Source organism: Streptomyces sp. NPDC002125, from assembly GCF_053593715.1.
Genome location: NZ_JBSFDD010000006.1, coordinates 35,203 through 58,673 on the forward strand (window position 1 = coordinate 35,203; position 23,471 = coordinate 58,673).

Genomic DNA, 23,471 nt, shown 5'->3' on the forward strand with positions numbered 1-23,471 from the left:
CGCGTCGTCACGTGGATCTCCTGCGTGTCTCGACCATGCTCTGTCGGGCCGACTCCCGCTGTCCGTCCCGCTGTTGCTGACGTGACGCCCGCCGGCTCCCGAGCCGGCCTTCCGACGCCTTCGCGTCCCTGATCTCCCCGGACACCCCGGCCCGCCGGTGCACCCGTGCATCCGTACGCCCGCGGTGCGTTCCCCGCTGCCGTCCCACGAGGATCCGCCATGCCCGAAAACCCGCTCCTGCTCCACTGGTTCCTGCCCACGGGCGGCGACGGCCGCGATCCCGGCGGGGTCACCGCCGTGCAGGGGAGGACCGGCGCCGCCACCCGCCGTCCCGCCGACATCGGCTATCTGGCCCAGGTGGCGCGCGCCGCCGAACAGGCCGGATTCCACTCGCTGCTGACGCCCGTCGGGCTCGGCTGCGTCGACCCCTGGATCCTCACCGCGGCCCTCACCCAGCACACCGACCGCATCGGGTTCCTGGTCGCCTTCCGCTCCGGGTTCGCCAGCCCCGTTCTGCTGGCCCAGCAGGCCGACGCCTTCCGGAGGTTCGCGGGCGGGAGGCTCCGGCTCAACGTCGTCACCGGCGGAGACCCGGCCGAACAGCGGGCGTACGGCGACCACCTGTCCCACGACCAGCGCTACGCGCGCACCGACGAGGTGATGGCCGTACTGCGCGGCCTCCTGGAGGGCAAGCGCGTCGACCACAGCGGGGAGCACCTGCGCATCGAGGGCGCCCAGCTCCACGAACCCGATCTCCAGCACCCCGTGCCCCTCTACTTCGGCGGCGCGTCCCCGGCCGCCGAGGCCGTCGCCGCCCGCCGCGCCGACGTACAGCTGCTCTGGGGCGAGCCGCCCGCCGCCCTCGCCGAACGCATCGGACGGCTGCGCGCCGCGGCCCCCGCGCTCCGCTTCGGTCTGCGGCTGCACATCATCAGCAGGGACACGTCCGCCGAGGCGTGGGCCGAGGCGGACCGCATCCTCGACGGCATCGACCCGGAGGCGGTCAGGGCCAGCCAGGAGCGCTTCGCCCGCATGGACTCCACCGGCCAGGCACGGATGGCCGCGCTGCACGGCGGCTCCGCGGACGCCGCGAAGCTGGAGGTCGCCCCGAACCTCTGGGCGGGCATCGGGCTCGTACGGGAAGGGGCCGGCACCGCGCTCGTCGGCTCGCACGACGAGGTCGCCCAGCGGCTGTTCGAGTACCAGCGCCTGGGGATCGGCGAGTTCATCCTCTCCGGCTATCCGCACCTGGAGGAGGCCTACCGGGTGGGCGAGGAAGTCGCCCCCCGGCTGCGCGCGCTCGTCGCGGGGGCGGGAGCGTGACCCTCGCCGCCGAAAAGACCGCGCCCGCGCCGGCCGTCACCGATCCCGTACGGGCACGACGCGTCCCGCCGAGGATCGCCGCCCTGCGCTGGACGGGGCTGCGCGCCGTCGCCCTCCTCGTCCTGCTCGCCGCCTGGCAGGCCGTCGTGTCCGCCGAGGTCTGGCCACGGGTCCTCGTGCCGTCGCCGGGGGAGGTCTGGCACCAGTTCGTCCTGGCCTCCACCGTCCACGACGGGGTGCGCGGCTACAGCGGACATCTGCTGATCGAGCACCTCGGCGTCAGCCTCCGCCGCATCGGGATCGGCGCGGGTTACGCGATCCTCGCCGGCATCCCGCTGGGCCTCCTCATCGGCGTCGTCAAACCGCTCGCCGTCGTCCTGGAACCGGCCGTCACCTTCCTGCGCACACTGCCCCCGCTCGCCTACTTCTCGCTGCTCGTCATCTGGTTCGGCATCGACGAGTCGCCGAAGATCTGGCTCCTCGTCATCGCGGCCCTGCCCCCGATCGCCGCCGCCACCGCGGCGGCCGTCCGCACGGTGCCGGGCGACCTCGTCGAGGCCGCGCGGGCGCTGGGCGCCGGCCCCGTGTCGCTGCTGCTCTCGGTGCGGCTGCCCGCCGCGCTGCCGGAGATCCTCACCGGCGTACGCATCGCCGTCGGCGTCGCCTACACCTGCGTCGTGGCCGCCGAGACCATCAACGGGGTCCCCGGCATCGGCGGCATGATCCGCGACGCCCAGCGCTACAACCAGACCGCCGTCGTCATCGCCGGACTGATCGCCATCGGTCTCTCCGGCATCCTCCTCGACGCCCTCCTCAAGGGCGCGGAGCGGTCTCTCGTGCCCTGGCGCGGCCGGTCCTGACCCCCATGTCCTTCCTTCCCACCGCCCTCCCGTCCTCCCTGGAGCCCCTCATGTCCGTGGCCATCCGCCGCCGCGCCGCCCTGCTGACTGCCGCCCTCACCGTGCTCACCCTCGCGGGCTGCGGCGACGGCGGATCGTCCGACAGCGGAAGCGGCAGGACCGCCGTGCGCATCGCGTACCAGGCCATACCCAACGCCGACCTCGTCGTGAAGAACCAGAAGCTGCTGGAGAAGGCGCTCCCGGACGCCGACATCAGCTGGGTGAAGTTCGACTCCGGCGGCGACGTCAACACCGCGGTGATCTCCGGCTCCGTCGACCTGGGGCTCGCGGGGTCGAGCCCCGTCACCAAGGGGCTCTCCGCGCCGCTGAACATCCCGTACAAGGTCCTCTGGATCCACGACGTCATCGGTGACAACGAGGCCCTGGTCGCCAGGAAGGGCATCGGCTCCGTCGCGGAGCTGAAGGGGAAGAAGGTCGCCGCACCCTTCGGCTCCACCACTCACTTCTCGCTGCTCGCCGCGCTCGAAGGGGCCGGGGTGGAGCCGGCAGACGTGAACATCGTCGACCTCCAGCCGCAGGACGCGCTCGCCGCCTGGACCCGGGGCGACATCGACGCCGCGTACGTCTGGACGCCGACGCTCAGCGAGATCCAGAAGACCGGGACGACGCTGGTCACCAGCCGCGAACTCGCCGAACAGGGCAAGGTCACCGCCGACCTCGGCATCGTCACGGACTCCTTCGCGAAGAAGCACCCCGACATCGTCACCACCTGGCTGAAGACCCAGGACCAGGCCGTCGAGCAGACCAGGTCCGACCCGGAGAAGGCCGCCGCGTCCATCGGCGCCGAGCTCAACATCACTCCCGCCGAGGCGAAGAAGCAGCTCGCGCAGCTCGTGCTGCTGACGGCGAAGGAGCAGCAGGGACCGGACTACCTCGGCACGGCGGGCGCTCCCGGGAAGTTCGCGAGCCATCTGCACGAGGCGGCCGTCTTCCTCAAGGGGCAGAAGGCCGTGGACGCGGTCCCGGACGCCGCCGTCTTCGAGAAGGCCCTCGCGGTGGAGGAGCTGGCCCGTGCCGCAGGCTGACACCCCCGACATCTCCCTGCACGGAATCACCGTGCGCTACGGGAAGGCCAAGGCGCCCGTCACCGCCGTGGAGGACGTGTCGCTGACGGCCGCGCCGGGGGAGTTCGTCGTGCTCGTCGGCCCCTCGGGCTGCGGCAAGACGACCCTCCTGCGGATCGCGGCCGGATTCGTGACGGCCGCCGAGGGCACGGCGACGGTACGCGGAGAGGCCCCCGTACCCGGCCGTGCGACGGGCGTCGTCTTCCAGCAGCCGAGGCTGTTCCCGTGGCGCACGGCCGGTGGCAACATCGCGTTCGCCCTGGCCCGGCACGGCGTGCCGCGTGAGCTCAGGGCGGAGCGTACGGAGGAACTCCTCGCGCGGGTCGGGCTCGGCGGCATGGCCGGCCGCCGCACCTGGGAGCTCTCCGGCGGACAGCAGCAGCGCGTGGCCATCGCGCGGGCGCTGGCGGGGGAGCCCCGGGTGCTCCTGATGGACGAGCCGTTCGCCGCACTGGACGCGCTCACCAGGGAACGCCTCCAGGAGGAGGTGCGCACCCTGGCCGTCACCTCCGGGACCACCGTGCTCTTCGTGACGCATTCGGCGGAGGAGGCCGTGCTCCTCGGCTCCCGGGTCCTGGTCATGGCGGCGGGCCCCGGCAGGGTCGTCTCCGAGCTGGACGTGGGGCTGGAGCGCGCCGCGGACACGGATGTGGCCGCCCTGCGCGGCACCCCCGAGTTCTCCCGGCTGCGCGGGGAGCTGGCGGCGGTGATGCGCGAGGCGGCACTGGCCCCGGCGGGCTGACGGGGCGGGCCCGGGCCGCCGCCCCCTGGACCCCGGGTCCTGGGGGCGGCGGCCCGGCGAGCGGGTCAGGGAGCCTGCGTGACCTTCGGCATCTCGCCCTCGGTCGTCGTGGGATCGAACAGCGAGAACACCGCGCCCTGCGGGTCCGTCAGGGTGGCGAACCGCCCGAACGGGATGGTCATCGGGCCGAAGCTGAGTTCCGCCCCGAGCGACTTCGCCTTCTCCACCGCCGCGTCGCAGTCCGCCACGGCGAAGTACACGTTCATGTGGGCCGGTACCTGGGGAGGGAACTCCGCCCCCATCTTCATCCGGCCGAGCACCGGGTCCGCGCCGAGGTCGTAGAGGGAGAAGTCGACCGCGTCGTCGTCCAGATGCTTCACCCCGTAGCCGAAGACGGCCGCGAAGAAGTGGTCCGCCTTCTCCGCCTCCCGTGTCCAGACCTCCGCCCAGGTGTAGGCGCCGGGCACCGTCTGCGCCTCGAAGCCCTTGTGGCTGCCGGACTGCCAGACCCCGAAGGCCGTCCCGCCGGGGTCGGTGGCCAGCACCATCGTCCCGAAGTCACCGACCTGCATGGGCTCGACCAGCACCTCACCCCCGTTCGCGCGGATCTTCGCGGCCGTCGCGGCGGCGTCCGGCGACGCGAGATACAGGCACCAGGCGTTCGGCGCGTCCTGGCCGGGCGCGGGAGGCGAGAGCGCGGCGACCGCCTTGCCGTCCACATGGGCCTGCGTGTACTCGCCGTACTCGGGCATCGACGCACCGAACGTCCAGCCCAGGAGCTCGCCGTAGAAGCGCTTCGCGCCCTCCAGGTCGCCGAACGTGCCATCGGCCCAGCACGGGGATCCCTCGGTTTGTGCGGCCATGACTCGGACCCTTCTCCACTCGACGGTTGGTCCCTTTTGTCACACTAAGGGCTGTCCCGGCGGCGCGCCGAAGCCGCGCTCAGTCCGCCGGTCCCTCCGGTCCGACGACCGAGCGGGCCACCCCCAGCTCCACCAGGTCCTGGGGGCGCAGCCGCAGCTGGCCGGCGGTGGCCCGTACCTCGTCGGGGCCGCGTTTCAGGATGGCCGCCGCCAGTTCCGGTGCGATCACCGAGAAATAGCTGTCCGCCGTGACATGGGTGTTGTCCGGAGCGGCGAGCGCCAGTGCGCCTCCCGAGCCGCCCTCGCCGATCACCAGGGAGGTCACGGGGACCCGGGCGGCGGCGACCGCCGCGAACACCTCGGCGATGGCGGCGCCCGCTCCCGCCCGTTCGGCCGCCGCGTCGTTGGCGGCGCCCGGTGTGTCGATCAGCGTCAGCACGGGGATGCCGAGCCGGTCCGCGAGCCGGACGACCCGGGCCGCCGTGCGGTAGCCCGCGGGACGGGTCGCGGTGCCGCACTGGGCGGCGTACGCCACGGGACGCCCGTCGCGCAGGCCCACACCGCAGAGCAGCCCCGGATCGGTGCCCCCGCAGCGGTCGCCGTTCAGCGGCAGCCGGTACGTGAAATAGGCGTCCAGATAGGCGGCGGCCCGGGGCCGCGCCGCCGCACGGGCCTGCTCCACCGCGTCCCAGCCGGTCGCCGGCAGCCCCGTGTCCGACAGCGCGCCCGGCACCGGGGCGGCCATGGCCGGGCCCGTGGCCGCCAGCACGGTCAACCAGCGGCCCAGGGTTCCGGCCAGCTCGTCCGGCGGGACGACCGCGTCGATCTGGCCCGCCGCCCACTGCCCCTCGGCGGTGTAGGCGTACGGATCGGCGCCGGCCGGCCGCACCCGGGAGCCCGCGAAGCCGACCTGTGCGCCGGGCAGGGCCAGCACCACGTCGGCGCCCGCGCCCAGGGTGGCCCAGCCGCCCCCGGTCGTCGGATCGCGCAGGACCGCGATCTGCGGCAGCCCCTCGGCCCTCAGCAGCGCGGAGGCGCGGGCCACCCGCTGGAGCTGTATCAGCGCGATCATGCCCTCCTGCATGCGGCTGCCCCCGGTGGCGACGAGCGAGACCAGTGGCAGCCGCCGCTCACGCGCCAGCGCGTAGGCGGCCTCCAGCAGGTCCCCGGTGCGCCCGCCCAGCGAGCCGCCGAGGAAGCCGAACTCGAAGGAGACCAGCACGCACTCCCGGTCGCCCACGACGGCCGTCCCGTACAGGACGGACTCCTCCTCGCCGGTCCGTGCGGCGGCGCGCGCCCTGGACTCCGCGTAACCGCTCCAGCCGAGTGGCCCGTCCGGGGGAGCCGGGCGAGCGGCCGGACGGTGTTCGGTGAAACGCCCGGTGACGGCGGCGACGGCCTCCCTCGCGGACATCCGGCCGTCGTGGGGCTCAGGCACCGAGCGACCGCTTCATGATCTTCCCCAGCTCGTTGCGGGGCAGCGCGTCGAGGAGACGCACCACGCGCGGGCGCTTGTGCGGGGCCAGCAGAACCGCCACATGGTTCGCCAACTCCCCGTCGGAGGGCGGCGATCCGGGGTCCGCAGGCACCACCCAGGCGACGATCCGCTCGCCGAGATCCGCGTCGGGCTCGCCGGTCACGGCGGCCTCGCGCACACCGGGATGGTCCAGCAGGGCGTTCTCGATCTCGCCCGCGCCGATCTTGTAACCACCGCTCTTGATCAGATCGGTGGCCTTGCGTCCGACGATCCGCACATAGCCGTCGGGGTCGATCGTCGCCATGTCGCCCGTGCGGAAGAAGCCGTCCTCGGTGAAGGCCGCCGCCGTGGCGTCCGGCCGGTTCAGGTAGCCGGTGAAGAGGTTCGGGCCGCGCACCTGGATCTCGCCGATGGACGCGGTGTCCCGGAGCACGGAACCGTCCTCCTCGACGAGCCTGAGTTCCACGCCCGCCAGCGGCGGGCCGACCGTCCCGGCGCGCGGGGCGCCGTCGGCACGTACGCCCGTGTTCATCAGGGTCTCCGTCATCCCGTACCGCTCGATGACCCGGCGTCCGGTGGCCACCGCGATCCGCTCGTGGTCGTGGACCGGCAGCGCCGCCGAGCCGGAGACCAGGAGACGGGCACCCGCCAGGGCCTCGGCGAGGTTCCCGGCGGTGGCCGGATCGTCCAGCGCGCCCGCCAGCCGGTGGTACATCGTGGGCACGCCGAACAGCATCGTGCCCCCGGACAGCAGCTCCCGGGCGACCGCGTCGGCCGAGAACCGGCCGAGGTGGCGCACGGAGCCGCCCCGGCGCAGCGGGCCCAGGACGCCCAGGATCAGCCCGTGCACATGGAACAGCGGCAGCGCGTGGACCAGGACGTCCCGGCCGGTCCACTGCCAGGCGTCCTCCAGCGCGTCCAGTGACGCGGCGATCGCCCGGCGGGGGAGCACCGCGCCCTTCGGCGGGCCCGTCGTGCCGGAGGTGTAGACGACCAGGGCGGGGGACTCGGCGGGCGGCTCGGGGAAGTCCGCCGCGGGCGCCCGTCCGGTGACGGCCGTGCCGACGTCCAGCCGTTCCAGGCCGCCGAGCGCGGACGGCAGGGCGTCGCCCGCGCCGGCCAGCACCGCGGAGGGCGCGCTGTCGGCGACGATGTGCGCGAGTTCGCGCTCGCCCGTCTTCGGGTTGAGGGGCACGGCGGGCACTCCCGCCCGCAGCGCCGCCACGACGGCGACCACCGTCGCGGGCGTGGACGTCGCCCAGACGGCGACCCGTCCGGCTCCCGCGATCCGGGCCGCGAGCGAGGCGGACGCCTCGTCCAACTGGGCGTAGGTCAGGACGTGTTCGCCGAACCGGACGGCCTCCGGGGAGTCCGTCCTGCCGGACGCTCCGCTCAGCGCGGGCAGAAGTGAGGTCACCCGGTGAACCCTAAGGGCTGTCGCCGGGACCGGGCCGGGGAAGAGGCCGGCCGCAGCGTCCCGCCGTCCCGGGTGCGCGCCCGTCCGCCGGCCCGCGCCCGGCCTCGCCGGCCCGGATGTGCGGCAGCCCGTACCGGCCCGCGTACGTGCCCGTTCTCGCCGGACCGGGGTAGCCGGTCAGCCGTCCCGCCGGATCGTCCGCATCCGGCCGTACGCGTACACGCAGCCCGCCAGGGCCAGGTCGGAGAGCAGCATGAAGCCGATCGAGTACGAGCCCTTCGCGCTGTAGATCGCGCCCATCACCAGCGGCGGTACGAAGCCGCCGAGGCCGCCCATCGCGCCGACGATGCCGGTCACGCTGCCCACCTTGGCCTGCGGTGTCACCTGCGAGACCAGGGCGAAGACGCTGCCGCTCGCGGTGCCGAGCCCGGCCGCCATGCAGAGCAGCGCGATCGTGCCCAGCGGGTCCAGCGGCGGGTCGAAGGCCTGGACGATGGCCATCAGCGCGGCGAGCAGCAGCGCCCCGGCCGTGACCAGGGCGGGGTGGGCACGGTCCGAGAGCCAGCCGCCGATCGGCCGGAAGATGACCGTGACCAGCGCGAATCCCGCCGCCTTGGTGCCGGCCTCGGTCGGCGACATCTCGTACCAGGTCTTCAGGTACGTCGGCAGATACACCCCGAAGGCCACGATGCCGCCGAAGCCGATCGCGTACAGCGCGGACAGCTCCCAGGTGACCCGCAGCCGGCCCGCCTCACCCAGCCGGTGGCCCAGCGAGTCCGCCGGGATCTTCCGGTCCGGATGGTCGGTGATCAGGACCGCCGCGAGCAGCGAGTACACGACGAGAGCGCCGGCGACGACCCAGAACGGCAGGTTCTCGCTGTGCTTGGCGATCCTCGGCGTGAAGTAGCCGGACAGCGCGACACCGCCCATGCCCATCCCGAACACACCGAGCGCGAGGCCCCTCTTCGCGGGCGGGAACCACGAGTTGACCAGCGGGATGCCGATCGCGAACGTCGTGCCGCCCAGGCCGAGCAGGAACCCGACCGCCAGCATCGCCCCGTAGGAGTCCTTCGCCGGGATGAGCAGCAGCACCGGGACGATCGTCAGTGCCGAGACGACGGGGAACATCAGCTTCGCGCCGTACTTGTCGGTCAGGGCGCCCGCCGGGATACGGCCGAGCGACCCCACCAGCACGGGCACCGCGACGAGGAGCGACTGCTGGAAGGAGCTCAGGTCCAGCCGGTCCTTGAAGTCACCCGACAGCGGGGAGATCAGGTTCCACGCCCAGAACGTGAGCGTGAACCCGATCGTGGCCATGATCAGATTCCGGTAGGCGGCGGAGGACTGCTTCCGGTCCTGGGCGGGGGCCTGCTCGTCGGTTGTGTCCACAGCGCAAGTCAAGGGCGGACGGCCGGGTGGGGCACGGCGGACTGCGCCATCCGGGTAAGGCCCTCGCACCGCAGACGCCCCATGGGAACGGGCCCTTTCCGGGGCCCCCGCGGGCGCCGCTCGCCCGCCCTTTCCGGCCGGGGGCTGCCACAATCGCCGTTATGGACCGGCTGGACAGAGAGATCCTCGGCATCCTCCAGGAGGACGCCCGGATCTCGTACCGCGATCTGGGCGTGCGCGTGGGTCTCAGTGCCAACGCGGCGGGCGACCGTGTGCGCCGTATGCGCCGTGACGGGGTGATCCGCGGCTTCACGGTCATCGTCGACCCGGCCGCCGACACCCGTTCCGGCCTGGTCGTCTTCATCGACGTCTCCCTGCGCCTCGACACGACGAACGAGGAGTTCGAACGCGCGGTGCTCACCCTGCCCGGCATCACCGAGGTGGTGCACGTGACGGGCGGCCACGACTATCTCGTACGGGCCACGGCCGCCGACCCGGGCTCCCTGGACGCGCTGCTGCGACGGCTGAAGAAGGACGCGGGCGTCGCCCACTCCAACACCCGCATCGCACTCAGAGCGGCGCCTGCCAGATGACCGTCGGCGACCGGCTGCCGTCCTCGGTCCGCCCGTCGTCCGCGACCACCAGACGCACCGCGGGGCGCCCGTCGGGCAGCCGGGCCGTCGCGTCCACCTCCACCTCGACCGCCGAGACACCGGTCCTGCGGTGCGCGGTGGCCAGCGCCCCGCGCAGCACGTCCAGCAGCTGACCGTCCACCGGCTGTGGCACCAGGGCGTCCACCGCGCCGGTGAAGTGCACCGAGGGCTGGAAGCCGAGCACCGCCGCCGCGCCCCCCGTCTCGCGCAGCACCCGGCCCCGGAAGGTCGTGGGGGCCTCGGCGGGCGGCTGCTGGAGCGCGAAGATGGCCGTCCTGACCTCCTGGATGGTGGAGTCCAGTTCGTCAACCGCCTTCGCCAGCAGCTCGGCTGTCCCGCTGCCGCCCGCGGTGTCCTTGCGGCGGGTCGACTCCAGCATCATCTCCGTCGCGAACAGCCGCTGGACGACGAGGTCGTGCAGATCGCGGGCGATACGGTCGCGATCCTCGTAGACGGCGAGCTGCTCCCTGTAGTGCTGCGCGTCGGCCATCACCAGGGCCAGCGCGGCCTGGGAGGCGAACTGCGAGGCCAGCTGCCGGTCCAGGTCCGTGTAGGGCTCCCCGCCGTGCCGCCTGGGCAGGGCGAGCGTGCCGATGAGCCGCCCCCCGCTCTCCAGGGGCAGCATCATGCTGGGGCCGAAGCGGGACCGCACAGGGGTCGTCATGCGGGGGTCCGTCGAGGAGTCGTCGATGAAGACCTCCTCACCGCCCAGCAGTTGCACGAGTACGGGGGCGCCGGGCCGGATGGCGGTGCCGACGAGGCCCGCCGGGTCGTCGTGCGTGGCGGCGGCGACGATCTCCATCCCGCCGTCGGCGGTCGGCTGGAGGATCACCCCGGCCGCGGCACCGGCCAGCACCCGCGCCCGCTCTGCGACGGTCGTCAGGGCGTCCGAGGTCCCCGCGCCGCTCAGCAGCGCCCGGGTGACGGCGGCGGCCCCCTCGATCCAGTGCTCCCGCTGCCGCGCCGCCTCGTACAGATGGGCGCCGCCGATCGCCGCTGCCGCCTGGGACGCGAGCAGCCGCAGCAGCGCCAGATGGGTGTCGTCGAACCGGCCGGGCTCCTCGGAGGTAAGGCAGAGGCTGCCCAGCACCTCGGTGTGCACCCGGACGGGGGCCCCGATGAAGGAACGCACGGGCAGGGGACCGGCGTGCGGACGGTCCTTCAGATCGCCCACGCGCACCGCCTGCGCGTCGTCGACCAGGGCGCCGAGCACCCCCGTACGCCCATGGAGGAGCGGTCCCGCGGCGCGGCGCTCGTCCTCGCTCAGGCCCGAGGTGAACAGGTCGGTGACATGGCGGTCCGCGCTGTCCAGGAGGGCCAGGGCGCCGTGGCACGCCCCGGCCAGCGTCGTGGCGGTGTCCACGATGTGCTGGAGGGTGGTCCGCAGGTCGAGTCCTGCCCAGGCCACGGGCGAGCCCCGCGGCTCAGCCGGCGATCGGGGCGAGGGCCAGCGGCTGGACCGTGCCGTCCAGCATCGCGCCGAGGCCGAGCACCGAGCAGACGTCGGGCCGCTCGGCGATGTGCACGGGCACCCCGGTCGCGTCGCGCAGCATCTGGTCGAGACCGGGCAGCAGGGCGCTGCCGCCGACCATCATGATCCCGGAGTCCGCGATGTCGGCCACCAGGTCGGGCGGGCAGTCGCGCAGCACCTTGCCGAGCCCGTCGAGCACGGCGGTGAGCGGGGTGTGGATCGCCTGGCGCACGGCGGCGGTGTCGACCTGCACCGAGCGGGCCAGGCCGGTGGCCACGTCACGGCCGTGGATCTCCGTCACGGCGGGGCCGTTCAGCATCAGGCCGTTGCCCCGCAGCGCCAGCTGGAGGGGGCGCACCGACTGGCTGGGCAGCATCAGCTCGTGGTGCTGGCGCAGATGCTGGATCACCGCGTGGTCGATGGCCTCGCCGCCGATCGGGATGCGCACGGCGGTCACGATCGAGCCGAGCGAGAGCACCGCGATCTGTGTGGTGGCCGCCCCGCACACCATGATCATGGTGGCGGTCGGCTGCTCGACCGGGAGGCCGCAGCCGATGGCCGCCGCGATCAGGGTGTCGACCAGCTCCACCCGCCGCGCGCCGAGGCCCACGAGCGTCTCGACGGCCGCCCGCTGGGCAAGGGGATCGGCGTCGTGCGGGGTGCAGGCGGCGGCCCGCAGCCGGGGCTTGCGGCGCAGCTGGCGGCGGAGCTTCTCGCCGAGCAGATGGCGCAGCATGCGCTGCGCCATGTCGATGTCGACGACGGTTCCGCCGGAGACCGGGCGGGCCACCCGGATGTAGGCAGGCGTGCGCCCGGTCATCTGCTCGGCGAGCGCGCCGACGGCGATGAGCGAGCCGGTACGCGTGTTCACGGCGGCGACACTGGGCTCGTCGACGACGAGTCCCACGCCCTTGATGTAGACACGGGTCCTCGCGGCCCCGAGATCGACGGCGACATGGCAACGGCGCAACTGATCGAGACTGACGGTCACGGCAGGTTCTCCCGAGAGCGCTGGCGGCGGACACCGGCGGCAGCCGGCTCTCCTGGCATCGTCGCGCCGGGGCGGGAGCGGCGCGCGCTGGGTGAGCCGTAGGGGGGACCCGGAGCTGACGGCGCGACAGATCTCCGGCCTGATCCAAACGAGAGGCGCCCTAGCTGTTCTGTCCACGGAGGTTGGGTGCGGTGACAGTGATCACCGTCTGGGGATCTTGAACGGGTGAGGGCCTTCCGGGTTCGGTGTGGATTGCGACGTCTACACCGACCAGAAAGGCCCTCGTGCCCCACCGTAATGCACCCCTGACCGAGACCGGGCGCCTGCGGCTGGCCCGCTGCGTTGTCGAGGACGGCTGGCCTCTTCGCCGGGCCGCGGAACGCTTCCAGGTCTCACCGACCACCGCCCAGCGGTGGGCCGGCCGCTATCGGGCCCTGGGCGAGGCCGGGATGACGGACCTCTCCTCCCGTCCCCACCACTGCCCACGCAGGACCCCGACCCGCACCGAACGCCGGATCATCAAGGTCCGTGTCCTTCGCCGGTGGGGCCCAGCCCGCATCGCCCATCTGCTGGGCCTGGTCCCCTCGACCGTGCATCGCGTCCTGACCCGCTTCGGCCTGGCCCGGCTCACCCATCTCGACCGGGCCACCGGCCGCGTCATACGCCGCTACGAACGCGACCGGCCCGGTGAACTCGTGCACGTGGACATCAAGAAGCTCGGCAACATCCCCGACGGCGGCGGCCACAAGGCCCTGGGCCGCCAGGCAGGCCGCAAGACCCGCTCCGGGGCCGGCTACAGCTACATCCACACCGCCGTCGACGACCACTCCCGCCTCGCCTACAGCGAAATCCACAGCGACGAGAGGAAAGAGACCGCCACCGCCTTCTGGACACGCGCACACGCCTACTTCAACGGCGTCGGGATCACCGTCGAACGGGTCCTGACCGACAACGGCGCCTGCTACAAGTCCTACCTCTGGCGAGAGACCCTGACGCCGGCCGGGATCACCCACAAGCGAACCCGGCCCTACCGCCCCCAGACCAACGGCAAGGTCGAACGCCTCAACCGCACCCTGCTCGACGAATGGGCCTACGCAAAGCCCTACCGCTCAGAACAGGAACGACGCGACGCTTTCCCCCACTGGCTGCACTCCTACAATCACCACCGCGGCCACACCGCGCTCGCCGGCAAACCACCCGCCAGCCGCGTCCCCAACCTCACAGGGCAATACACCTAGCCGGGCAGCAGCCGCTGGAAGAGCCCCCAGGTGAACTCGGCGACGCGCTGCTCGCCGCCCGCCGGATCGGTGAAGGCCAGTGCCCAGCGGGTCGGCGCGCTGCCCTCCATCGGCCGGGCCGGCGCGAAGGCCCTCGCCACCTCGTCCACGGTGCAGGACCAGGGGAGGAGATCGGCGGCGGTGCTCAGCCCGGGGCCCGGTGCGCCCGGTGCGCGGACCAGCCATTCGTTCCAGACGGCCCCGCCGGGCCCCGCCATCACCTCGAACCGCAGGTCCGGCCAGAGCGGGAGCCGCCACAGCAGCGCGTCGCACTCTAGGTCCCCGACCACGCGGCGTACGGAGCTCTCGGGCTCGCCCAGCACCGACCGGTAGCGGCGCAGCGCGCCCCGGCCGCGCGGGGCGCGCAGCATGGCCTGCCAGCGGCGGTTCGCCTCACGCATGTCGGCGAGGGAGGCGCTCAGTTCGTGCCGGGCGTCCTCGACGAGGTCCGGCTGGTGGTCGGCCATCCTGCGCAGCAGGACGAGCTGGAACTGGAGCGGCCCGAACGGGGCGGGAGCGGTCATGGAACCCATCCTGCCCGTTACCGAACGTATCGGGCGGGGTGCGTCGGAGTCCGGGATTCCACACAGGATCCTCACCTGTGCGGCTTCCTGTGTTGTTCCGCGCGCGTCTACTCTTCGGGCGCCATGGACTACTGCCACCCGTGCCAACGGCACCTCAACGGGGCGCTGGCGTGCGCCGGTTGCGGAACCCCCGCCGACGCGCTGAGCCCCTATGCCGTCACGGCCGGTGCCCGCGGCGAGCCCGAACCGGCGGGCGAGACCCTGGATTCGTCCGGGGCCGCCGCCGGGCGCCGCCGTGCCCGGGGCGCCGACCGGCGGCGGGCCGGCTCCGCACGGCGCGGGCGCCGTGCGCACCGGCGCAGGGGCCGCGCGCTGCTGCTGACCGGCGCGGGCGTGGTACTGGCGCTGGGGGCGCTGAGTCTCGCCGAGCTGGCGACGGAGCCCGAGGGCGACAGCGGTGCGGCGGACTATGTGACCGAGGCGACGGCGTCCGCCGTCGAGGCCGTCCCCTCCGCCTCGCACAGCACCGCGCCCGACGACGAACCGGTGGACGCGCCCACCGTCGTACCCGTCACCGATGCCCGTACCCAGGCGGCCACGGACGCTCCCGCCCGCACCGAGGCGCCCCGGGTGTCCCCGTCGGCCTCCGCGCCGGAGGACGCCCGCCCCTCCACGTCGGCCCCGGCCGAGCCGGAGGGGAGCGAGGAGCCGGACGGTCCCCCGCCCTCGGACCAGCCGACGACGGCCCCGGCCGATCCGGAGCCCTCCCAGGAGCCGGCCCCCACCCCTTCGCCGTCCGAGACGTGCGAGAAGTGGCTGTGGTGGTGCATCTGACGAGGCCCGCCCGCCGACGGCCGGGCCGGGGCCGCCGGTCCGCACCGGGCCGGACGGGACGCTGAGGGCCGTCCCGTGTTCCCCGGCGTGCGGGGTGACGGGACAGCCCTCAGGACGCCTCGGGGGCGTCCTCGCCGAGCATCCTGCGGAGCAGGTCGCGCAGCACCGTCCGCTCGCTCTCCGACAGCTCGGCGAGCGGCTCGCGGGCGAAGTCCAGGGCGTCCCGGAGCTGCCGGGCCGTCCTGAGGCCCTCCTCGGTCGGTGCGGCCAGCTTCACCCGCCGGTCGGCCGGGTCGGGGCGGCGTTCGACCAGGCCGCGGAGCTCCAGCCGGTCGACTATTCCGGTGATGTTGGACGGCTCACACTTCAGCTTCCGGGCGACCTTGCGCATGGGCATCGGCTCCAGGGACAGGAGTCCCAGTACACGGGCCTGCGCGCCGGTCAGCGCGTGTGTGGCCGCCGCGCGGTCGTACTCCTCGTGGTAGCGCGCCACGACGCCGCCGATGAGCTGGATGACGTCGAGGGTGAGCGGGTCGGTGCGCGAGGTGGCCATGACACCCAGGATACCGAATTACTTGACAAGGTGAAATATCTGGACGCATGGTTGTTTCATGTCCTGAAGCTTTTCCGCTTCCCGCACCCGTACGACATCGAGGAGAACCCGAGCCCATGTCTGCAGCACTTCCCACGACCAGCCGTGAGTGGCACCTCGTCGCCCGTCCGCACGGCTGGCCCGAGGCCACGGACTTCGCGCTGCGTGAGGCGCCGGTGACCGCTCCCGGCGAGGGCCGTGTCCTCGTCCGCAACCTCCACTTCTCGGTCGACCCCTACATGCGCGGCCGGATGAACGACGTGAAGTCGTACACCCCGCCCTTCAAGCTCGACCACCCGATGGACGGCGGCGCGGTCGGCGAGATCGTCGCGTCGAACGCCGAGGGCTTCGCCGTCGGCGACCACGTCCTGCACGGCCTCGGCTGGCGCGAGTACGCCGACGTCCCCGCCAAGCACGCGGTCAAGGTCGACGGCTCCATCGCCCCGCTCTCCGCCTACCTCGGCGTGCTCGGCATGCCGGGCCTCACCGCCTACGCGGGCCTGTTCGAGGTCGCCTCCTTCAAGGAGGGCGACGCCGTCTTCGTCTCCGGCGCGGCCGGCGCGGTCGGCAGCCAGGTCGGCCAGCTGGCCAAGCTCAGGGGCGCCTCGCGGGTCATCGGCTCCGCCGGCTCCGACGAGAAGGTCAAGCTCCTGGTCGAGGAGTACGGCTTCGACGCGGCCTTCAACTACAAGAACGGCCCCGTCCGCGAGCAGCTCGCCGCAGCCGCCCCCGACGGCATCGACGTGTACTTCGACAACGTCGGCGGTGAGCACCTGGAGGCCGCGATCTCCTCGCTCAACGTGCACGGCCGCGCCACCATCTGCGGAATGATCGCCCAGTACAACGCCACGGAGCCCACCCCGGGCCCGCGCAACCTCGCCCTCGTCATCGGCAAGCGGCTGCGTCTGCAGGGCATGCTCGTCGGCGACCACGCCGCGCTCCAGCCGCAGTTCGTCCAGGACGTGGCCGGCTGGCTCGCCTCCGGCGAGCTCAAGTACAACGAGACCAAGGTCCAGGGCATCGAGAACGCCTACGACGCCTTCCTCGGTCTGCTGCGCGGCGAGAACACCGGCAAGATGATCGTCTCGCTGGACGCCTGACCGGACTGCCCGACGGCCCCGTGCCCGCGCCGACCACGGTCGGCGGGCGCGGGGCCGCTCGGGGCTACCGCCCCCCACGGTCCGAGGACGGCCAGACGTACGGCGCGTCGGGCGGCACGTCCGGGAACAGCGGGCGGTAGTGGTCCGGGTCCTTGCGCACCAGCGCGGAGCGGTGGCTCCGGTGGAACGCCTCGTCGCCCAGCCACGGGGGCAGTTCGCCCGCCTCCGCGAGCTCGGCCGCCGTACGGACCGTGGTGCGCCCGAGCGCCCCGGCGAGGCCCTCGCGCAGGGTCGCGGCGCAGGTGTCCGCCCTGCCCCCGGCGGTCCACACGGCGCAGACGTCCAGGCCGTACCGGACGAGAGCCTCCTCGTACCCGGTCCACATGCGGACCGCGGGGTGGTGGCGCCAGCCGTAGCCGGGGACCGTGAGTCCCCGCAGCACCTGGATCGCCTCCACGCGCTGCTTGCCCAGCCTGCGCGGGTCCAGCGCGAGGGCGCTCCGCCGGAAGCCGGCGTACGGCAGGAAGGTCTGCATGGCTCATGCCTATCGGAGATCCCGGCGGCGGGCGATCGGAGTGCCCCGACGGCCACCCGCTAGGCTCGGCCCAGGCCGTCGCGGTCGTGGGCGCGAGCCGCGGCGCATCAGCAGGAGGAATCACCGTATGACGATCCAGCACATAGACGTGGCCTACACCGCCGTCGCCACCGCCGAGAACGGCCGTGACGGCCGGGTCTCCTCCGACGACGGACAGCTCGACGTCGTCGTCAACCCGCCGAAGGCGATGGGCGGCAGCGGCGCGGGCACCAACCCCGAGCAGCTCTTCGCGGCGGGCTACAGCGCCTGCTTCCAGGGCGCTCTCGGTGTGGTCGCCCGTCAGGAGAAGGCCGACATCTCCGGTTCGACCGTGACCGCGTCGGTCTCCATCGGCAAGACCGAGGCCGGCGGCTTCGGCCTGGAGGTGGCGATCAGCGCCTCCATCCCGAACGTCGACGCCGCCACCGCGCAGGCGCTCGTCGAGAAGGCGCACCAGGTGTGCCCGTACTCGAACGCCACCCGCGGCAACATCAAGGTGGAGCTGTCGGCCGGCTGACCCGCCCCATCGCGTACGTCCGAGGGCCGCATCCCGTCACCGGGGTGCGGTCCTCGGCCGTGTGCGCCGGCCCGTATCCGTAAGAGCGCGTGCAAGGGCATTGACTGCCACGGAGGTTGAACTTTACGGTCCGTTCGAGGTTACGAGCAGCATTCGAAATTTCGAACGAGTAAGGAAGCCATGACCCGCACCGCGCGCTTCACCCTCGACCCCGCCTTCACCGTCGGGGACGTCGATCCCCGGCTCTTCGGCTCCTTCGTCGAGCACCTCGGCCGCTGCGTCTACGACGGCATCTTCGAGCCGGGCCACCCGGCGGCGGACGAGGCCGGACTGCGCACCGACGTCCTGGATCTCGTCCGCGAACTCGGTGTCACCGCCATCCGCTACCCCGGCGGCAACTTCGTCTCCGGCTACCGCTGGGAGGACAGTGTCGGCCCCGCCGACGAGCGCCCCCGCCGTCTCGACCTCGCCTGGCGCTCCACCGAGACGAATCGTTTCGGCCTCTCCGAGTACATCGACTTCCTCCGTAAGGTCGGCCCCCAGGCCGAGCCCATGCTCGCGGTCAACCTCGGCACCCGCGGCGTCCAGGAGGCTATCCAGCTCCAGGAGTACGCCAACCACCCCTCCGGCACCGAGCTCTCCGACCGCCGCATAGGCCACGGCGACAAGGACCCCTTCGGTATCAAGCTGTGGTGCCTGGGCAACGAGATGGACGGCCCCTGGCAGACCGGCCACAAGACCGCCGAGGAGTACGGCAGGATCGCGGCCGAGACCGCGCGCGCGATGCGCCAGATCGACCCGTCCGTCCAGCTCGTCGCCTGCGGCTCCTCCAGCCGCGCCATGCCGACCTTCGCCGCCTGGGAGGCGACGGTCCTCGCCGAGACCTACGACCTCGTCGACTACGTCTCGCTGCACGCCTATTACGAGGAGACCGACGGCGACCGAGACTCCTTCCTGGCCTCGGCCGTGGACATGGAGTCCTTCATCGAGAGCGTCGTCGCGACCTGCGACCACGTCGGGGCGCGCCTCAAGTCGACGAAGAAGATCAACCTCTCCTTCGACGAGTGGAACGTCTGGTACATGAGCCGCTTCCAGAAGGACGCGGAGGAGAACCCGCTCGACTGGCCCGAGGCGCCGAGGCTGCTGGAGGACAACTACAGCGTCACCGACGCCGTCGTCTTCGGCAGCCTGCTCATCGCGCTGCTGCGCCACGCCGACCGGGTGACCGTGGCCTGCCTCGCCCAGCTGGTCAACGTGATCGCGCCGATCATGACCGAGCCCGGCGGCCCCGCCTGGCGCCAGACGACCTTCTTCCCCTTCGCGCAGGCCGCCCGCCACGGCAGGGGCCAGGTCCTGGACGTACGGGTGGACTCGCCCACCTACGGGACGGCGAAGTACGGCGAGACGGACCTGCTGCACGCCACCGCCGTGCGCGACCCGGAGACGGGCGCCGTCACGGTCTTCGCGGTCAACCGCAGCCAGGACGCCGTGCTGCCCCTCGAAGTCGCCCTGCACGGGCTGGAGCTGGACGGGGTCGTCGAGCACCAGGTCCTCGCGGACGCCGACCCCGAGGCCCGCAACACCCTCGCGGAGCCCGAGCGGGTGGTCCCGCACGCGGCCGAGGGCACCGTGCTCGACGGCGGCACGCTGAAGGCCGCCCTGGAGCCGCTCTCCTGGAACATGATCCGGCTGGCCTGACCCACGACGACGGCGCCCTTCCCCGCGCGGGGGAAGGGCGCCGTCGTCGTGGAGCGGTTCAGCGCGTGGAGAAGGAGTGCACCGTCGTCGACCGGTAGGTGTCGCCGGGGCGCAGCACCGTCGAGGGGAACGACGGCTGGTTGGGGGAGTCCGGGAAGTGCTGGGACTCCAGGCAGAACGCGTCACCCTGGCGGTAGACCCGCCCGGAGGTGCCCGTCAGTGTGCCGTCGAGGAAGTTCCCGGTGTAGACCTGCATGCCGGGCTCCGTCGTGTACATCTTCATGACCCGGCCCGAGCCGGGCTCCGTCACGGTCAGCGCGTACTCCGGGCGGGCCGTGATCCCCTTGTCCAGGACGTAGTTGTGGTCGATGCCCTGCCCGTAGCCGATCTGCTGGTGCGGGGTGCGCACCGCCTCGCCGATGGCCCGGGAGCGCCGGAAGTCGAAGGGCGTGCGCGCCACGGGGGCGAGCTCGCCCGTCGGGATGAGCGTCGCGCCGACCGGGGTGTAGCGCGCGGCGGCCAGCTCCAGCAGATGCCCGTCGATGCTGCCGCTGCCCTCGCCCGCCAGGTTGAAGTAGGCGTGGCTGGTCAGGTTGAGGACGGTGGCCCGGTCCGTCGTCGCCGTGTAGTCGATGCGCCACTCGCCCCGGGAGGTGAGGGTGTAGACGACACGGACGGCGAGCGCGCCCGGGTAGCCGGCCTCGCCGTCCGGGCTGGTCCGGGTCAGGACCAGCCCGACGTCGCCGCGCTCGGTGAACGGCTCCACCTGCCAGACCCGCTTGTCGAAGCCCTGGTCGCCGCCGTGCAGGCTGTTGGGGCCGTCGTTGAGCGGCAGCTGGTGGGTGGTCCCGTCGAGGGTGAAGCGCCCTTCGGCTATGCGGTTGCCGTAGCGCCCGATCAGGCCGCCGAAGTACGGGGACTTCGCCACGTAGTCGGCGAGGTTGTCGAAGCCGAGCGCGACGTTCGTGGTCCGGCCCCTGCGGTCGGGCGTTTCGAGGGACTGGACGACACCGCCCCAGGAGAGGACCTTCAGCCGGGTGCCGCCGTTGGCGAGCGTCCAGCGGTGCACCTTCGTGCCGTCGGCGAGTGTGCCGAAGAGCTCCTTGGACGGGGTACGCCCCGATGCCGAGGCGTGCGCGGCCGGGGCGCCCGCCGCCACGGCCACCCCGGCGGCGGCCGTGGCCGCCAGGACGGTGCGTCTGCTGGTTCCGGTGGTGAAGGTCATGAAACAACTCCTGTCGCGAGAGGGGGTGTTACGAACCGACCTTGCGCTTGTTCCAGACGTCGAAGCCGACGGCGGCCAGCAGCACCGCTCCCTTGATGACCTGCTGCCAGTCGGTGCCGATGCCGACGAGGTTCATACCGTTGTTCAGCACGCCCAGGACCAGGCCACCGATGATCGCGCCGAGGACCGTGCCGACGCCGCCGCTCATCGACGCGCCGCCGATGAACGAGGCGGCGATGGCCTCCAGTTCGAAGTTGAGGCCCGCCTTGGGCGAGGCCGCGTTGAAGCGGGCGGCGAAGACCAGACCCGCCAGGGCCGCGAGCATGCCCATGTTCAGGAAGACCAGGAAGGTGACCTTCTTGTCCTTCACGCCCGACAGCTTGGCCGCGGGCAGGTTGCCGCCGATGGCGTAGATGTGGCGGCCGATGATCGCGTTGCGCATCAGGTAGCCGAACCCGACGACGAGCACGCCGAGGATGAGCAGCACGACCGGGGCGCCCTTGTAGCTGGCGAGCAGCAGCGTGACGACCAGGACGGCCGAGACCAGCGCGACCAGCTTCAGCAGGAAGAGCTTGACCGGCAGCACGTCGAGGGCGAACTCCTGCTGGCGCTTGCGGTCGCGGACCTCCTGGAGGACCACGAAGGCGATCAGGGCGAAGCCCAGCAGCAGGGTGAGGTTGTGGTAGTTGGTGGTGGGGCCGACCTCGGGCAGGAAGCCGTTGGCTATCTTCTGGAGGTCCTTCGGGAAGGGGCCGAGGGTCTGGCCCTTCAGGAAGATCTCCGTCAGACCGCGGAAGAGCAGCATGCCCGCGAGGGTCACGATGAACGACGGAATGCCGAGATAGGCGATGAAGAAGCCCTGCACCGCGCCGGCGACGGCGCCGATGGCCAGGCAGAGCACCACGGCGAGCGGCCAGGCGAGTTGGTGTTCGACCATCAGTACGGCGGCCATCGCCCCGATGAACGCGGTCAGCGAGCCGACCGAGAGGTCGATGTGGCCCGCGATGATGACCAGCATCATGCCGATCGCGAGGATCAGGATGTAGCTGTTCTGCAGCACCAGGTTGGAGACGTTGCGCGGCAGCAGCAGGTCGCCGTTGGTCCACACCGCGAACAGCACCACGATCAGGCCGAGGGCCATCAGCATGCCGTACTGGCGCATGTTGCGGCGCATGCCGCCCAGCATCAGCTGGAGCAGGCCCTCACCGTTGGCCTGGCCGCCTTTGCCGGGCGGCGCGGGGGCCGGGTTCTTCGCGGTCACGTCCGTGCTCATCGGGTTACCTCTTTGTCCTTCGTCATCTGACGCATCAGCGCTTCCTGCGAGGCCTCGGCCCGCGAGAACTCACCCGTCAGCCGTCCCGCGGCCATCGTGTAGATGCGGTCGCACATGCCGAGCAGCTCCGGCAGTTCGGAGGAAATGAAGACGACCGCCTTGCCCTGGGCGGCCAGCTGGTCGATGACCGTGTAGATCTCGTACTTGGCGCCCACGTCGATGCCGCGCGTGGGCTCGTCCAGGATCAGCACCTCGGGACCGGCGAAGATCCACTTGCTGAGGACGACCTTCTGCTGGTTGCCGCCGGACAGCTTCCCCACCGGCTCGAAGACGGTCGGCGCCTTGATGTTCATCGACTTCCGGAAGCCCTCGGCGACCTGCCGCTCCCCGTGCTCGTCGACCACACCCCGCTTGGCGACCTTGCCCAGCGCGGTCAGCGAGATGTTCCGGTTGATGGTGTCGATGAGGTTGAGGCCGTAGTGCTTGCGGTCCTCGGTGGCGTAGGCGATGCCGTGCCCGACCGCCTCCGGGACGGTCTTCGTACGGATCTCGGCGCCGTCCCTGAGGACGGTGCCGCCCGCGTACCGGCCGTAGGAGCGGCCGAACACGCTCATCGCCAGCTCGGTGCGGCCGGCGCCCATGAGCCCGGCGATTCCGACGATCTCGCCGCGCCGCACCTCGATCGACACGTCGTCGACGACCTTGCGCTGCTGGTCGATGGGGTGGTGCACCGTCCAGTTGCGGATCTCCAGGGCGGGCGCGGTGCCCTCCTCCGGGTGGTGCGGGGTCCGCTCGGGGAAGCGGTGCTCCAGGTCGCGGCCGACCATCCCGCTGATGATCCGGTCCTCGGTCGTCTCCTCCGCCTTCACGTCGAGCGTCTCGATGGAGCGCCCGTCGCGGATGATCGTGACCGAGTCGGCGACCCGGCGGATCTCGTTCAGCTTGTGCGAGATGATGATCGAGGTCATGCCCTGTTCCTTCAACGAGAGGATCAGGTCGAGGAGTTTGCCGCTGTCCTCGTCGTTGAGCGCCGCCGTCGGCTCGTCGAGGATGAGCAGCTTCACCTTCTTGGACAGCGCCTTGGCGATCTCCACCAGCTGCTGCTTGCCCACCCCGATGTCGGCGACGCGGGTCTCGGGGTGCTCGTCGAGGCCGACCCTGCGCAGCAGTTCGCCGGCGTGCCTGAGGGTGTCGTTCCAGTTGATCAGTCCGCGCTTGGCGTGCTCGTTGCCGAGGAAGATGTTCTCCGCGATGGAGAGGTACGGCACCAGCGCGAGCTCCTGGTGGATGATCACGATGCCGTGCTGTTCGCTCGCCCGGATGTCCTTGAACCGGCAGGTCTCGCCTTCGAAGAGGATGTCCCCTTCGTAGCTGCCGTGCGGATGGACGCCGGAGAGCACCTTCATCAGGGTCGACTTCCCGGCGCCGTTCTCACCGCAGATGGCGTGGACCTCGCCCTGACGGACGGTCAGTGTGACGTCCGACAGCGCTTTGACACCGGGAAAGGTCTTGACGATCGAGCGCATTTCCAGGACGGGTCCCGCCAT

The 23,471-nt window shown here is 72.2% G+C and carries 22 protein-coding genes; 10 read left to right on the forward strand and 12 right to left on the reverse strand.

Translation table 11 applies throughout. The annotated features are described in order from the left end of the window. Nucleotides 1–219 precede the first annotated feature (219 nt). Genes ACWCQM_RS12665 through ACWCQM_RS12680 form a run of 4 tightly spaced genes read left to right on the forward strand, consistent with a single transcriptional unit; the run spans nt 220 to nt 4,049 of the window. The gene (locus ACWCQM_RS12665) at nt 220–1,323 is read left to right on the forward strand and encodes an LLM class flavin-dependent oxidoreductase (RefSeq protein ID WP_450915301.1); all 1,104 of its coding nucleotides are present in this window, start codon (nt 220–222) and stop codon (nt 1,321–1,323) included. After that, nucleotides 1,320–2,183 carry an ABC transporter permease gene (locus ACWCQM_RS12670; RefSeq protein ID WP_450915302.1) on the forward strand — a complete coding sequence of 288 codons (864 nt, stop codon included), beginning with the start codon at nt 1,320–1,322 and terminating at the stop codon, nt 2,181–2,183. The genes ACWCQM_RS12665 and ACWCQM_RS12670 overlap by 4 nt, the downstream gene beginning before the upstream one ends. A gap of 50 nt (nt 2,184–2,233) precedes the next feature. Further along, nucleotides 2,234–3,268, forward strand: a complete 1,035-nt coding sequence (locus ACWCQM_RS12675) for a taurine ABC transporter substrate-binding protein (protein WP_450915559.1) — start codon at nt 2,234–2,236, stop codon at nt 3,266–3,268. Further along, entirely contained in the window at nt 3,255–4,049 is a 795-nt protein-coding gene (locus ACWCQM_RS12680; protein WP_450915303.1) for an ABC transporter ATP-binding protein, read from the forward strand. Before ACWCQM_RS12675 ends, ACWCQM_RS12680 begins: the two co-directional genes overlap by 14 nt. A 65-nt stretch (nt 4,050–4,114) precedes the next feature. Here ACWCQM_RS12680 and ACWCQM_RS12685 read toward each other — a convergent pair whose 3' ends face one another. From ACWCQM_RS12685 to ACWCQM_RS12700, 4 genes are all read right to left on the reverse strand, one after another. Further along, nucleotides 4,115–4,912 (reverse strand): VOC family protein, encoded by a 798-nt coding sequence (locus ACWCQM_RS12685; RefSeq protein WP_450915304.1) that lies wholly within the window; start codon nt 4,910–4,912, stop codon nt 4,115–4,117. Between the two features lie 79 nt (nt 4,913–4,991). Next, on the reverse strand, nt 4,992–6,326 hold the full coding sequence (locus tag ACWCQM_RS12690; protein WP_450915560.1) for a carboxyl transferase domain-containing protein: 1,335 nt from the start codon (nt 6,324–6,326) through the stop codon (nt 4,992–4,994). A 16-nt stretch (nt 6,327–6,342) separates the two neighbouring features. Beyond that, complete coding sequence (locus ACWCQM_RS12695) at nt 6,343–7,806, reverse strand: acyl-CoA synthetase (RefSeq protein WP_450915305.1); 1,464 nt, start codon at nt 7,804–7,806, stop codon at nt 6,343–6,345. 177 nt (nt 7,807–7,983) lie between these two features. Continuing rightward, on the reverse strand, nt 7,984–9,123 hold the full coding sequence (locus ACWCQM_RS12700; protein WP_450915561.1) for an MFS transporter: 1,140 nt from the start codon (nt 9,121–9,123) through the stop codon (nt 7,984–7,986). 233 nt (nt 9,124–9,356) lie between these two features. Between ACWCQM_RS12700 and ACWCQM_RS12705 the strand changes: the two genes are divergently transcribed. Continuing rightward, entirely contained in the window at nt 9,357–9,788 is a 432-nt protein-coding gene (locus tag ACWCQM_RS12705) for an Lrp/AsnC family transcriptional regulator (protein WP_073747141.1), read from the forward strand. Here the strand turns inward: ACWCQM_RS12705 and ACWCQM_RS12710 are convergent. Continuing rightward, nucleotides 9,766–11,256 carry a sensor histidine kinase gene (locus ACWCQM_RS12710; protein WP_450915306.1) on the reverse strand — a complete coding sequence of 497 codons (1,491 nt, stop codon included), beginning with the start codon at nt 11,254–11,256 and terminating at the stop codon, nt 9,766–9,768. The genes ACWCQM_RS12705 and ACWCQM_RS12710 overlap by 23 nt on opposite strands. 16 nt (nt 11,257–11,272) lie before the next feature. Further along, entirely contained in the window at nt 11,273–12,310 is a 1,038-nt protein-coding gene (locus tag ACWCQM_RS12715) for a rod shape-determining protein (protein ID WP_450915307.1), read from the reverse strand. A 284-nt stretch (nt 12,311–12,594) separates the two neighbouring features. On the opposite strand from ACWCQM_RS12715, the gene ACWCQM_RS12720 reads away from it, so the two are divergent. Further along, entirely contained in the window at nt 12,595–13,548 is a 954-nt protein-coding gene (locus tag ACWCQM_RS12720) for an IS481 family transposase (RefSeq protein WP_450915308.1), read from the forward strand. Here the strand turns inward: ACWCQM_RS12720 and ACWCQM_RS12725 are convergent. Beyond that, nucleotides 13,545–14,111 (reverse strand): hypothetical protein, encoded by a 567-nt coding sequence (locus ACWCQM_RS12725; RefSeq protein ID WP_450915309.1) that lies wholly within the window; start codon nt 14,109–14,111, stop codon nt 13,545–13,547. The two genes, ACWCQM_RS12720 and ACWCQM_RS12725, sit on opposite strands and share 4 nt — an antisense overlap. A 123-nt stretch (nt 14,112–14,234) precedes the next feature. Here ACWCQM_RS12725 and ACWCQM_RS12730 point away from each other — a divergent pair, with 123 nt between their 5' ends. Further along, entirely contained in the window at nt 14,235–14,945 is a 711-nt protein-coding gene (locus ACWCQM_RS12730) for an SCO2400 family protein (RefSeq protein ID WP_450915310.1), read from the forward strand. A gap of 109 nt (nt 14,946–15,054) precedes the next feature. Here the strand turns inward: ACWCQM_RS12730 and ACWCQM_RS12735 are convergent, their stop codons facing one another. Next, nucleotides 15,055–15,498 carry a MarR family winged helix-turn-helix transcriptional regulator gene (locus ACWCQM_RS12735; RefSeq protein WP_450915311.1) on the reverse strand — a complete coding sequence of 148 codons (444 nt, stop codon included), beginning with the start codon at nt 15,496–15,498 and terminating at the stop codon, nt 15,055–15,057. Between the two features lie 116 nt (nt 15,499–15,614). Here ACWCQM_RS12735 and ACWCQM_RS12740 point away from each other — a divergent pair, with 116 nt between their 5' ends. Next, nucleotides 15,615–16,637 (forward strand): NADP-dependent oxidoreductase, encoded by a 1,023-nt coding sequence (locus tag ACWCQM_RS12740; RefSeq protein WP_073747152.1) that lies wholly within the window; start codon nt 15,615–15,617, stop codon nt 16,635–16,637. Between the two features lie 64 nt (nt 16,638–16,701). On the opposite strand, the gene ACWCQM_RS12745 is transcribed toward ACWCQM_RS12740, so the two are convergent. Continuing rightward, nucleotides 16,702–17,172: an MSMEG_6728 family protein gene (locus ACWCQM_RS12745; RefSeq protein ID WP_450915312.1), complete on the reverse strand. Its 471-nt coding sequence runs from the start codon at nt 17,170–17,172 to the stop codon at nt 16,702–16,704. A gap of 127 nt (nt 17,173–17,299) precedes the next feature. Here ACWCQM_RS12745 and ACWCQM_RS12750 point away from each other — a divergent pair, with 127 nt between their 5' ends. Together ACWCQM_RS12750 and arfA are read left to right on the forward strand one after the other, a co-directional pair. Further along, the gene (locus ACWCQM_RS12750) at nt 17,300–17,728 is read left to right on the forward strand and encodes an organic hydroperoxide resistance protein (RefSeq protein WP_450915313.1); all 429 of its coding nucleotides are present in this window, start codon (nt 17,300–17,302) and stop codon (nt 17,726–17,728) included. A 180-nt stretch (nt 17,729–17,908) separates the two neighbouring features. Beyond that, nucleotides 17,909–19,426, forward strand: a complete 1,518-nt coding sequence (gene arfA / locus ACWCQM_RS12755) for an arabinosylfuranosidase ArfA (protein ID WP_450915314.1) — start codon at nt 17,909–17,911, stop codon at nt 19,424–19,426. A gap of 58 nt (nt 19,427–19,484) precedes the next feature. Here arfA and ACWCQM_RS12760 read toward each other — a convergent pair whose 3' ends face one another. The 3 genes from ACWCQM_RS12760 to mmsA are packed head-to-tail and all read right to left on the reverse strand — an operon-like array spanning nt 19,485 to nt 23,471. Further along, nucleotides 19,485–20,651 carry an aldose epimerase family protein gene (locus ACWCQM_RS12760; RefSeq protein ID WP_450915315.1) on the reverse strand — a complete coding sequence of 389 codons (1,167 nt, stop codon included), beginning with the start codon at nt 20,649–20,651 and terminating at the stop codon, nt 19,485–19,487. A gap of 28 nt (nt 20,652–20,679) precedes the next feature. After that, complete coding sequence (mmsB, locus tag ACWCQM_RS12765) at nt 20,680–21,924, reverse strand: multiple monosaccharide ABC transporter permease (RefSeq protein ID WP_450915316.1); 1,245 nt, start codon at nt 21,922–21,924, stop codon at nt 20,680–20,682. Next, nucleotides 21,921–23,471 (reverse strand): multiple monosaccharide ABC transporter ATP-binding protein, encoded by a 1,551-nt coding sequence (gene mmsA, locus ACWCQM_RS12770; protein ID WP_450915317.1) that lies wholly within the window; start codon nt 23,469–23,471, stop codon nt 21,921–21,923. The genes mmsB and mmsA overlap by 4 nt, the downstream gene beginning before the upstream one ends.